This window comes from Lacticaseibacillus hegangensis (genome assembly GCF_003946465.1).
Taxonomy (GTDB): domain Bacteria; phylum Bacillota; class Bacilli; order Lactobacillales; family Lactobacillaceae; genus Lacticaseibacillus; species Lacticaseibacillus hegangensis.
The window spans coordinates 72,102-85,498 of the sequence record NZ_RHOL01000009.1; the positions used below are offsets into that span (position 1 = coordinate 72,102).

The window sequence follows — 13,397 nt, forward strand, 5'->3', positions numbered from 1 at the left end:
CGCGAATATTGAAAGGACTGAATAAAACGGTCGATAAATATTCAGAGCCCTGAAAGTTAACAAAAAGGCGACTAAAGAGATAAAATAAGGTCGGTACAGGCGAGCAAATATCGCCTTTCCCCTCGGCGGTCGCTGTTATGAATGAACTTGATAGAACTGACTAGGGCTTGATAAGACCGTTCTAAAATGCGAAATGGTGCCAACAATAAATCCGAGTCATATTCGCAAATGATTCTTTTGATAATTGACCTGCTGGACAGGTGACTTTTTGTTATGCTAATCGAGTATAGTCTGTGCATCGAACGCCTGCATTCAAGGCGGTGCAGATGCTGGGCATTAAATTCAGGGGGACATATAAGATGAATTTCTTTGTTAACGCGCTCATGCAGAAACAGAAGTCAGGGATCGAACATGCTGAGCTGACTCGGCTTAGGCTGTTCAATCAACACGACACACCGGCTCGGATCGTGCTGCGCAACTATGACCCAGTGCTGCACCAAACGCTGAAAGATGATGGCGTTGATGAAGCCCAAGTCATCAACATGTTTGATTATTATCAGCAGACTCAGGCGACGCCATTTAACCCGACTAAGGTTAAGGATCTTGATTTCGGGGTCTTGAACACCACCACTGAGTTTGAAGCTGAGCACCATCGCTACTTGGTTTACACGCCGCAGCATCAGTTGGTCGCCCGCGTCAATGTTCGCGATGATACCGAAGAAGTCACCTCAACAGAATTGTTTGATGGCTTCAACAATCTCTATCGGGTCGATTTTTACGACATTCGCGGATTTGTGACCTTGCAGCAGTGGTACTCCCCAGATAACAAGATTGAAAACGAGGTTTGGCTCACGCCGGCCGGTGTGCCCGTGGTGCACGCGTTTAACCGGGCGGACGTCAACGGTGATATTTCTCAGTCCGGCTGGCTGCTCACGCCAGTCAACGGCCAGGTCTTTTCATTCGACACGATCGACGAGCTGTTTGGCCACTTCCTCAACCAATTGAACGACGACTTTTGGGATGATAAGCAGCCCAATGTCTTCATCCTTGACCGGTCGACCATTGCGGACTACACCATGATTCATTTCCGGAAACCGGCGTACCGCGTGCTTCACTTCCACAACGCGCAGGCCAGTGCGCAGGACCCGATGCACTCGATCGTCAACAACAATTATGAGTTTGACTTGAGTGTCATGGATCAGTTCGATGCGTCCATCACTGCGACCAAGCGCCAGGCGAAAGATATTGAAGCGCGTTTCCATCCCCGGACACCAATCTTCACCATCGCCGTTGGGGTGGTGCCAGAACGCCTGTTGAACGCCCCGCGTGTACCAGTGAGTGACCGCGAGTTCGGGAAAATGGTTGTTTTTGCCCGTGTGGCCCCCGAGAAGCAATTGGATGATTTGGTTCGGGCCCTGGGCATTGTCCACAAAGACTACCCGCAGGTCTCACTTGATATTTACGGCTATGCGGATTCAACCAATAACTATGAGGCCCGCCGCAAGGTCCTGGAAGCTGCCAAAGAGGTCGGCATGGAAGACCAGGTTCAGCTGAAAGGCTACACGACCGACATTGATACAGTCGAGAACAAAGCCATGATGTACGGTTTAACCTCGGTAATGGAGGGCTTCAACCTGGCAATCATGGAAGCAAGTGCCCATGGATTGATTTCATTCACTTACGATGTCAACTATGGCCCTAACGAAATTGTTGAGGATAAAGTTTCCGGGCGCGTGACGCCATATAAAGATATTCCAGCGATGGCTGAAGCCATTAAACAGGTGCTGGCTGACAAGAGTCTCGCTCAGAAGTACTCGGATGGCGCGTACGACTCCTCAAAGCGCTACGCCCCAGATGCGGTTTGGCGCGAATGGCAGGCGTTGCTTGATGAGGCGCAAAAGCGCTGGCCAGCTAAGCTCGCGGCGCTGCCAACTGCGGCTGAGAAATAGGGAGGACAGAACATGAATTATTTTGTTAGTGAAAGCAGCTACTTATTCAACTCGGGAACTGAACATTCCCAAGCCAAGCGCACGGCGCTGTTCAATGCGATGGGTAACGAAGCAAAATTTGTGACCCGGAACTATTCCCGTTTTCTTAACCGTGATTTAACTCGTGAAGGCCTGACCCAAGCGGAAGGGCTCAACATGTATGACTACTTCCAAGGAATCACTGAAGTTGAACGGAAGGAGCAACCCCTGCGGCTGCTGAAACAGATTCCGCTAGACGAGTACCATCTGGTTTCGACCAATCCCAACTACACATGCATGGAACACGATGGGCGGCCGATTGCCAAAATCAACGTCATGCCGGCCACCGTTGGGTTGATTGATAACATCAACTACCGTGACCGCTTTGGCCATGATGTGATGCGGGAAAATTTCGATTGGCGCGGGTTTAAGTCTTCAGTGGACTACTTCCATCAAAATGGCGATTTAGGCACTCAGCTGTTCCTTAACCGCGATGGCCAACCAGTCATTGAAATCACCCACATGAATATCGGTAAGAAAGTTCAGCCGACAATGTGGAAGCTGCTGAATTATAAGGGCCACAGTTATCGCTTTAACAATGAGAATCAGATGTTCCTGTTCTTCCTGAATGAATTAATGTCTCAGAATCCTGGCTCGACGATTATTTCCGATCGCCGTTCGCTGGATCCAATCATTGCAGACGTGCAAAATGCGGCTGCAAAGTTTGCTTATTTCCACGATACGCATACGCCTGATGTTCAAGCACCGGTTCATGGCAAGCTGTATGATGCCTACAAACTCGCGCTAGAGGATCGGCCAGAAGCATTTGATGCAGTAATTGTGCCAACAGAAAAGCAGCGCGCAGATCTGGCACAGCGCTATCCGGAAGATCATTTTATTGCCATTCCGGACACTTACGTTTCATCCGAACAGCTGGCTGCTGGGCGGGCTGCGTCAAGTAATCGCGAACACCGTATCATCTTTTCCGGCCGCTTGGCGCCTGAAAAGCAGCCTGAGCACGCAATTCGCGTACTGAAGAAGGTTTTGGATCAGGTGCCAGACGCACAACTCGAATTCCGCGGGTATGCGTCGTCGGACGACGAACAAAAGCAGCTTGACGAGCAGGTCAAGACACTGGCGGTCGAGGATCACGTGACATTCGGTCCATATCTGGCGCCGACTGAATTGCCTGATCGTTTGAAGGACAGTGCCGTGATTGTTCAAACCTCTCGCGAGGAAGGCCTGGGCATGAACCTCATTGAGGCAATGGCCTATGGTGTGGTGCCTGTCTCGTTTGGTATCACTTATGGCACCAATGATTTGATTACTGACGGCGTCAATGGCGCGATCGTCGCGCAGAACGATGATGATGCCATGGCTGCTAAGATTATTGAATTGCTGACTAATTCTGATTTATGGCACAAGGAGTCTAAAGCCGCAATCGCCAAAGCGGCGACTTACGATGCGAAGACTGTCTATAACGCTTGGGATGGCATCCTGGCCAAAGCCTGAGTTGAAAGATGACCTGTGCCATTTAAGGAGGTGGTTAGCAACAGCTGAAGCCTCGAGTATGAGACAGCTGTTTTAAAATTTTATATTCAAGATAAATTTATGGGATTAAGTATGTAATAGGAGTGAGGTTCAGATGAAGTTTAATAATTTTAAGCGGAACCCTAATGCAAAAGTCACCCATTATAAGATGTATAAGGATGGTAAGAATTGGGTTTTCGCTTCTGCAGTTATCATCGGCCTCGGCATCACTGGGAGTGTTCTGACAACGCAAGCCAATACCGCATTTGCGGATACGACTAATACCGTTGCTACAGTTGCCACCCCTGCAACATCAGACAAGGGATCAGGCGCATCAGATTCAGCTGAAGTTTCAAGTGCAGCCTCAGCTAATTCTGAGAACCCTGTCGCTTCAGGCACGCAGGACGCAGTTTCAGCTGCCCCTGCTGCCGCTGGGCAGAGTGACAGTTCTGATTCAAGTCAAGACGTTGCAACTAGTGCTGTTGAGACATCACAAGCACCTTCAGAAAACACCACTTCTAACGGCGCGACGTCTTCAGACGCGACCGCCGTTAAGAGCGCATCTGCGGAACAGGTCACTGTCTCCGCAGCTTCAGACTCAGCGACTACGAAGAGTCAGTCGGCTAACTCGAGCACTTCATCAAGTGCGTCAGCAGAATCAGCTGGCTCGAGCAGCGCTGCGACAAACAGCGTCGCCAGTGACGCCGCAGTGACGACGACCGTCAATACTAATGGCGATATTACAACCACCATTGGCGACTCAGCCGCTGAAAGTGCCACGTCCCTGACCACTAGTCAGGCCAGCGCGGCTGCTTCTCAGGCTCAGCTGGACCTGCAAACCGCCGGTATTACCACCGCGCAGGTTGAGGTGCTCAACAATGAGCTGAAGGTTTCTTTGGTCACGACAACCGATCAGAGTAAGACGATTGTTGCTGCCATTGACAACACCGTTCGTCAGTACAAGCTGACCGCTGAAATCGATCAAATGGCCGCGGCGCCTGCAATCAACACCAGCAGCAACGACTACCAAAGCGGCTACAACAAGGCGCAGGATAACCTGGACAAGACCGCAGGTTGGGGTTCTCTTTCGGGGCCTCTGGGGTCAATCGTTACCATTGGCAACGTTAATGGTTACACCGATCTTGCTGCTTTGAGTAAAGCTTACACTGCGGGCCTTTCGTATGCTAAGTATCTGCAGGATGGAACTACCCCTGACACGAACAATAATGATTATTTACTAGTCATTAAAGATACCGGTATTTTTGGCGTCGGTTCCAGCAAGCCAAACTCGAGTCAGATGAATAACGTTGACTACATGAATGGCTACAAAGCGTTCGTCGCCGAGTGGGCCACCAACATGAAGCAGTACTTTGACAATCAAGGCAAAGCGCTGAATGATCAGGCTGGGTTGTACGCCAACTCCATTCCTTACGATAAAGACAATGGGAATGGCCAAAACTCTGGTATCTTGAGTGGCACGTCGTCAATCCAGGGCAAATTAGCTATTAACATTGCCAGCTTGGGCGATGGCTTTGCGAATAACAATACCCAGATCAGAGCAATTTGGGATCAGGCGGCTTCTTCTATTAGTTCGACTAATTCCGTCATTAGGGAATCAGTTTCGCGGATGGAACAGACAGCTTACGCGTATGTACCAATGTTCCAGACTCAAATTCAGTCGTACATGATCAAGCAGATGATCTCGAACCCTACGTTCATGGGCACCCAGGACGATATCGACAAAATGTTCGATGGTGTTGGTAAGACCTTCCTGGATGTTATCGAGTCGGCTCCTGGTTGGACGAATGGCGTTGACGTAGGGATTGCCGGGCTCTCTGGCTCAGGCGTTGATTACGTTTCTGAACTGCCAAGTGCCTTGATTAATGAAGTTTATCTTGGTATTCGGTCAACAATCGAGCAGGCCATGGTTATCGCTGCCCGTGAAGGTCTGTACAAGTACCTTGATGATTTCTTGGGTCAGGATGCTGGTAACAGTAGTGAAACTGGGACAATCGATCTTGGCGCTAATCCGCTGACCAGCACGAGCGAACCTGCTTATAACTGGGGTCGTGCAGCAATTTCCGGCGGTGACAGCAAGATTTTATCCGCTGAGAAGTCTCAAAGCGCTAACGACACAATGACTCTCGGTCAGTCTATTGTTTATCGGTCGATGCAACAATTGGTCGGCAAGACGCAAAATGGTGCATGGAATAAAGACGCGCTGAAGGACGCTGCGATTGCGCAGGCGGTTACGGATGCGAATACCACCAACCAACTTGACGACAATGCCGTCAACGCGATGTTCCTGCCGGGTGGTCAGTTTTACTTTGACTCTGCCCCATTCAAGGACGGCAGTCAGTCATCTGACTACGCGACCCGTACTGCCGGTGTTCGTCAGACCTTGCGTGAGACGTATGAAGCCGAGTACTGGGCGGTTCGTAAGGCCATTGAAGACTTCACGAAAGACCCAGCCCACATGCACACGTATAAGCTGGTTGACGGCAAGCTGACTGATATTACCGATCAGCAGACCTCAAGCAGTACTGCGCAGGGCACGTTCCTGTACACTGTTACCACGCTGGCGACTGGGACCATTCGTCAGAACTCTGACGGTACGACGTCTAATTGGTACCAGCAGTATTCTGACCTTGGCACGGATATTACCGTTGCCGATTATCAGAACATCTGGAATTACCTCCAGAGCTTCAACTTTGGTCAAAACGCGATGCAGGCGGCCGATGAGGCTTCCCATGTTGAGCAAGACGGGAATCTGAAGTCAGACTACACGTCATTTGACCAAATCAAAGCGGACTGGGGTACCAAGGTTACAGCGTCACTGTTTAATACCAACACTGGCGACACTTCGAAGCTCACTGCCAGTTTGTTGACTGAGTTCCAGAACATTCCTGGCGCCATGGACAAGCTGCAGACGCTTGCTGCTTCTTCTTTTGTTCCTATCTACAACTATGAAGCGGTTCAAGCAAACACTGGGTTCCGTGCCGGCCAGCAGGCGGTCTACGACGAAGTTAAGGCGCAGACTGATGCGGACGGAAACTTCAACGGTACGCTGAAGGGTAGCGATGTTCCGTTCAGCGGTGCCTTCCAGTTGGCTAACGGCACTGCCGGTGCCGGTTCATACGACGGCACCGATGATGGTACTGGTGAAGTCCAAGCAGGTAGCACGACCCACGAATTCAACAAGCCAAACACCATTGGTGCTGACACGTCGACGGCTAACTACTTCACGCCTTCAACGATTGCTGGCAAAGGTCAGGCGTTCAAAGATGGCTATAACAAGAATGTAACTGCCTTCAATGAACTACTGATCAAGGCCAACGGTCAGCCTTCAGCACAGTGGAATGCTGATCTACAGAAGAACGCTGCAACCACACTTCAGGGCTTCACTGTAAGCACGAGTTCGGCCACCGCAACGAAGAACAATGTTGCTGCGCCGAAGACTGGCACCACGTTTGAAGGCACCAACGACGGGGATACTGCCGTTGCCGTAAACAACGTGACTGTGCAAGGGCCAAAGATCGGTAACTGGACTTCCAACACATTTAATGGCACGCTGAGTCCTGCTTCACCCACTAACGTGACACTCCAGTACACCTACACTGATCCAACCACCGGTGCTGCGTCTGCTGCCAGTGATGCAGGGACTGCCGCGAAGAGTGCTGCTAGTGAGGCAAGTTCTGCACCAAGTCTGTCTAACGATGCTGCCAGCTATGCATCCACGGCGAAGAGTGCGGCCTCAGCTGCCTCCTCAAGTTCATCGCTGACTGGTTCGCTGGCTACCGGAATTGGTTCGATGTCTCAGGCCAACCCAACTAACCCAACCGTTGCCAGCGCTTCTGCGGAAATTGCTAAGCAAAGTGCAGCTGCTTCAACTGCAGCCTCGACTGCGGCCTCTGCGGCCAGCGATGCTTCACTTTCCGCTTCTGCGGCTAGTGCTGCTGTACCGCTGATCCAGAGTGCTGCCACCGCGGCTTCGACTGCTGCTTCACAGGCTTCTAGTGCTGCGGCAGCGGCCTCAGCTGCAACTGATGACGATACAAAGACTAGCCTGAGCAGCGATGCGCAGAGCTACGCAAGCACTGCAAAGAGTCAGGCATCGACTGCTGATACGCTTAATACTGGACTTCAGTCAGATGTTTCAGCAGCTTCAAGCGCCGCACAAATTGCGCTGGGTGGTTCCTCAGCTGCTTCGACTGCTGAGTCCCTTGCCCAAGCTGCCTACGATCAGGCTAAGGCATCATTGAATAATTCAGATGCTTCGAACGCCAAGTCGGATGCAAGCACGGCCAGCTCTTCAGCTAGTCAGGCAAGTGTTTCCGCTTCTGGTGCTAGTGGTGCCTCGACGAAAGCAGGGAGCTACGCCAGTGATGCCAAGAGTTCCGCCTCTGCTGCTGATAGTTCATCCAGCCTGGCTTCGAGCGCTGCAACTAACGCTGGTAGTCTTGCTTCCCAATATCCTTCCAACGCCGACGTGTCCAGCGCTGCGAGTGCGGCATCCTCAGCTGCAGTGATTGCTTCTTCAGCAGCCTCAGTTGCTGATTCTGCTGCTACCGCAGGTTCTGCGGCGGCAAGCAAGGCTTCTGATGCGGTGACACAAGCAAACTCTGCTGCGTCTGATGCAAACTCTGCGGCTTCTGCCGCAAGCACGGCATCGTCGCTTGCTGGTTCTGCTGCCTCTGCAGGCAACAGTTCAGCAGCTGCGAGCTATGCCAAGACGGCTTCAACTGAAGCCAGCGCTGCATCTAGTGCCGCAGTCGTCGCTTCGGGTGCCAGTGATGCGGCTAACTCTGCTGAAACTGACGCATCCACTGCGGCTTCGATTGCTTCCTCAGCTGCTTCAGCCGCTTCAGTAGCTGCAAGCACGGCTGTTGATGAAAATAACAAAGCTGTCTCTGCTGGATCTGCAGCTGGGTCTGCAGCTGGTTCATCAGCTGCTAGCTCAGCCAACAGTGGTGCAAAATCCGCTGCTAGTGATGCTTCGAATGCGAATAGCGCTGCTAGTGCGAATGCCGACTCAGCCGCTGCACATGCGACTAATGCCGACAGCTACGCAAGCAATGCGAGTGAATCTGCTAAGGCCGCTGACAGTTCTGCCAGCGACGCTTCCAGCGCGGCTAACACGGTTGCCAGCCTTGCTTCGGGCAATCCAAGCAATGCTGTTGTAACATCAGCCAACTCAGCTGCAAAGAGTGCTGCTAGTGCTGCCGGATCCGCTGCTTCTGATGCTGATTCGTTTGCTGGTGATGCCAGCGCCGCAGCATCTAACGCTGATTCTGCTGCCGTGGTTGCTAAGTCTGCGGCGTCAGTTGCATCATTGAATGCTTCGCTTGCTTCTTCGTCTGCGATGGATGCCAGTGCCGCTGCTAAGTATGGTGATCCGTCTGGTGCGGAGAGTGCTGAATCTGCTGCTAAGAGTTACGCCACTTTGGCTAACTCCGCCGCTACCGTAACATCAGCTGCCAATAGCACTGCTGCTAGCGATGAAGCAACGGCTAGTGTCGCTGCTGATTCTGCCGCTTCAGCTGCTACGGTTGCTTCCACAGAGGATGCAAAAGCTAAGGCAGCCTTGTCTGATGCGCAAAATGCAATCAGTGCGGCTTCTGCTGCAAGTGGTGCTTCAAGCTCTGCTAGTGTTGCCAGCTCAGCTGCATCTGATGCTTCGATCTCCGCTTCTGGCGCTTCGGCTGCTCAGACTAGTGCTGATTCGGATGCATCGCGTGCTGCCAGTGATGCTTCGCAGGCGGCGAAGGATGCCAGTGCTGCTAGCTCTGCCGCTAGCCACGCCGGTGACGTTGCCAGCCAGTATCCTAACAACTCGGCCATCAGCTCCGCCGCTTCGGTTGCAAGCTCTGCTGCTGCAAAGGGCAGCTCCGCTGCTTCGGATGCTTCGACTGCCAACTCCGCTGCTCAAAGTGCCGCTGTGATTGCCAGCTCCGCTGCTTCCGTTGCTGACTCCGCTGCCGGTGATGCTTCTGATGCTAAGTCGGTTGCTCAAAGTGCTGCAAGCGTTGCGGATAGTACCGCTGCTTCCTTAGCTGGATCTTCAGCTGCTTCGAGTTCTGCTAGTGTTGCCAGCTCTGCTGCATCTGATGCTTCGATCTCTGCTTCTGGCGCTTCGGCTGCTCAGACTAGCGCTGATTCGGATGCATCGCGTGCTGCTAGTGATGCTTCGCAGGCGACCAGCGATGCCAGTGCTGCTAGCTCTGCTTCTAGCCACGCCGGTGATGTTGCCAGCCAGTATCCTAACAACTCGGCCATCAGCTCTGCTGCTTCGGTTGCAAGCTCTGCTGCTGCAAAGGGAAGCTCCGCTGCTTCAGTAGCTAACAGCGCTGCAAGCGACGCCAGCTCCGCTGCTTCAATTGCTGACTCCAATGCTGCCGCGGCTTCAACCGCTGCAAGCACAGCCAACACTGAAGCTAGTGCTGCCAGCTCCGCTGCTGCTGCCGGTGATTCGAGCGCGGCTTCTGAGCACGCAAGTGCTGCTAAGTCCGCTGCTTCGGATGCTTCGACTGCGAACTCCGCGGCTCAAAGTGCTGCAAGCGACGCCAGCTCCGCTGCTTCCGTTGCTGACTCCGCCGCTGGTGATGCTTCCGATGCTAAGTCGGTTGCTCAAAGTGCAGCAAGTGTTGCGGATAGTACCGCTGCTTCGTTAGCTGGATCCTCAGCTGCTGCAAGTGGTGCTTCGAGCTCCGCTAGTGTTGCCAGCTCTGCTGCATCTGATGCTTCGATCTCTGCTTCTGGCGCTTCGGCTGCCAAGAATAGCGCTGATTCGGATGCATCACGTGCCGCAAGTGATGCTTCACAGGCGACCAGCGATGCCAGTGCTGCTAGCTCTGCTGCTAGCCACGCCGGCAATGTTGAAAGTCAGTATCCTAACAACTCGGCCATCAGCTCTGCTGCTTCGGTTGCAAGCTCTGCTGCTGCAAAGGGCAGCTCCGCTGCTTCAGTAGCTAACAGTGCTGCAAGCGACGCCAGCTCTGCTGCTTCGATTGCTGACTCCAATGCTGCCGCGGCTTCGACCGCTGCAAGCACAGCTAACACTGAAGCTAGTGCTGCCAGCTCCGCTGCTGCTGCCGGTGATTCGAGTGCGGCTTCCGAGCACGCAAGTGCTGCTAAGTCCGCTGCTTCGGATGCTTCGACTGCCAACTCCGCTGCTCAAAGTGCCGCTGTGATTGCCAGCTCCGCTGCTTCCGTTGCTGATTCCGCTGCCGGTGATGCTTCCGATGCTAAGTCGGTTGCTCAAAGTGCTGCGAGCGTTGCGGATAGTACCGCTGCTTCGTTAGCTGGATCTTCAGCTGCTGCAAGTGGTGCTTCAAGCTCCGCTAGTGTTGCCAGCTCTGCTGCATCTGATGCTTCGATCTCTGCTTCTGGCGCTTCGGCTGCTCAGACTAGCGCTGATTCGGATGCATCACGTGCCGCAAGTGATGCTTCACAAGCGACCAGCGATGCCAGTGCTGCTAGCTCTGCTGCTAGCCACGCCGGCAATGTTGAAAGTCAGTATCCTAACAACTCGGCCATCAGCTCTGCTGCTTCGGTTGCCAGCTCTGCTGCTGCAAAGGGCAGCTCCGCTGCCTCAGTAGCTAACAGTGCTGCAAGCGACGCCAGCTCCGCTGCTTCAATTGCTGACTCCAATGCTGCCGCGGCTTCGACCGCTGCAAGCACAGCCAACAGTGAAGCTAGTGCTGCCAGCTCCGCTGCTGCTGCCGGTGATTCGAGCGCGGCTTCTGAGCACGCAAGTGCTGCTAAGTCCGCTGCTTCGGATGCTTCGACTGCCAACTCCGCTGCTCAAAGTGCCGCTGTGATTGCCAGCTCCGCTGCTTCCGTTGCTGACTCCGCCGCTGGTGATGCCTCCGATGCTAAGTCGGTTGCTCAAAGTGCTGCGAGTGTTGCGGATAGTACCGCTGCTTCATTAGCTGGATCTAGCACTGCAAGTACTGCTGATTCCAGTGCTTCTAGCGCTGATAACCATGCTTCTGTTGCTAGTGATGCTGCTTCAGGTGCCTCAGGTGCCCAGACCAACGCGGATAGCTATGCAAGCGATGCTGATACTCAGGCATCTAATGCCAAGTCTTCTGCTTCCGTTGCTGGTGCTGATTCAACAGCGATTGATAGTATTGCGGCAAAGAACCCTGGTAATGCCACAGTTACCTCAGCTGCATCGACTGCTAAGTCCGCTGCGAGTGTTGCCAGCTCCGCTGCCACGGATGCATCAAGCGCTGCGATCGACGCTCACTCAGCGGCTAGTGATGCCAGCGTTGCTGTAAGCAACGCCAACGTCGCAGCTTCTGCTGCAAACTCTGCTGCTAGTGCGGCACATGATGCTGCCAGCTCCGCTGCTTCTGCAGCTGCTGCCGGCGACAACTCTGCTGCCAATAGCCTTGCGCTGGTTGCCAGTGGTCTTGATTCCGCTGCCAGCTCTGCTGCAGACGTTGCAACGGCTGCTAGTGGTGCGGCAAGTGAAGCTGAAGCGAAAGCTTCAACTGCTGACTCGATTGCTAAGTCTGCTGCGAGTGTTGCTTCGACTGCTGCCAAGACAGCAAGCACCGCTTTGAACGCGGCTTCGACTGCTGCTAACAGCAATGGTTCTAGCGCGGCCAGTGCTGCTGATTCCAGTGCTTCCAGTGCTGACAACCACGCTTCTGTCGCTAGTGACGCTGCTTCAGGTGCCTCAGGTGCCCAGACCAACGCGGATAGCTATGCAAGCGATGCTGATACTCAGGCATCTGCTGCGAAGTCCTCTGCTTCGGTTGCCGGCTCTGCTGCAACTGAGACTGCTAGTGTTGCAACCCAGTACCCATCCAACGCGGCGATTTCTTCAGCTGCTTCGACTGCTAAGTCAGCCGCTTCAGTTGCAAGTTCTGCTGCTTCGGATGCTTCAAGTGCTGCAATCGACGCTCACTCAGCGGCTAGTGATGCAAGTGTTGCTGTAAGCAACGCCAACGTCGCGGCTTCTGCTGCAAACTCTGCTGCTAGTGCGGCACATGATGCTGCCAGCTCCGCTGCTTCTGCAGCTGCTGCCGGTGACAACTCTGCTGCTAATAGCCTTGCGCTTGTTGCCAATGGACTTGACTCCGCTGCTGGTTCTGCAGCTGATGCTGCTGTGGCCGCAAGCAGTGCAGCCAGTGAAGCTGAAGCGAAAGCTTCAACCGCTGACGCCATTGCTAAGTCTGCTGCATCTGTTGCGAAGTCCGCTGCTGCGGTGGCAACTGGTGCTCAGGCGACTGCGGATAGCACCGCCGAGTCTCTTGCCAGCTCCGCTGCTTCCAGTGCTAGTGGTGCTTCTAGCTCCGCCAGTGTTGCCAGCTCCGCTGCCTCCAACGCAACTTCCGATGCTTCGAATGCAACGAGCGATGCAAGCAACGCAAAGTCAGATGCTTCCAACGCAACTTCCGATGCAAGCAAGGCTGCTAGTGATGCTAGTGCTGCGAAGAGTGACGCAAGTCACGCTGCCAGCGTAGCAAGTCAAAACTCCGACAACTCGACGGTTTCGTCAGCTGCCTCGGTTGCTAGCTCCGCCGCAAGCAAAGCAAGTTCCGCTGCCAGTGTTGCCTCCAGCGCTGCAAGCACTGCTAACTCCGCTGCCAGTGTTGCCGGATCCGATGCCTCCACGGCATCGAGTGCCGCAAGCACTGCCAACAGTGAAGCGAGTGCTGCCAGCTCCGCTGCTTCTAACGGCGACTCAAGTGCCGCTGCTAGTCACGCCAGTGCTGCCAGCTCCGCTGCATCGATTGCTTCGTCTGCATCATCTAATGCTTCGAGTGCCGCATCCGTAGCCAGCTCTGCTGCCTCCGATGCACACTCCGCTGCTAGTGTCGCTTCTAGCGCACACTCAGTTGCATCAAGTGCTGCAAGTGTTGCTGATAGCGCCGCAAGTTCCGCTGC

Annotated in this window: 3 protein-coding genes; all 3 read left to right on the plus strand. The window is 53.7% G+C overall.

Translation table 11 applies throughout. The annotated features are described in order from the left end of the window. Nucleotides 1-359 precede the first annotated feature (359 nt). Nucleotides 360-1,949: a glycosyltransferase gene (locus EKM86_RS03955; protein WP_125755272.1), complete on the plus strand. Its 1,590-nt coding sequence runs from the start codon at nt 360-362 to the stop codon at nt 1,947-1,949. 12 nt (nt 1,950-1,961) lie between these two features. Beyond that, nucleotides 1,962-3,479, plus strand: a complete 1,518-nt coding sequence (asp1, locus tag EKM86_RS03960) for an accessory Sec system glycosyltransferase Asp1 (RefSeq protein ID WP_125755274.1) — start codon at nt 1,962-1,964, stop codon at nt 3,477-3,479. Nucleotides 3,480-3,612: 133 nt separating this feature from the next. Beyond that, on the plus strand, nt 3,613-13,397 hold a 9,785-nt coding region (locus EKM86_RS12355; protein ID WP_164506164.1), incomplete at its 3' end, for a KxYKxGKxW signal peptide domain-containing protein.

What these genes read in the sequence shown, in the direction of transcription:
- asp1 (WP_125755274.1), top strand. Translation starts at nt 1,962, where the DNA reads ATGAATTATTTTGTTAGTGAAAGCAGCTACTTATTCAACTCGGGAACT.
- EKM86_RS03955 (WP_125755272.1), top strand. Translation starts at nt 360, where the DNA reads ATGAATTTCTTTGTTAACGCGCTCATGCAGAAACAGAAGTCAGGGATC.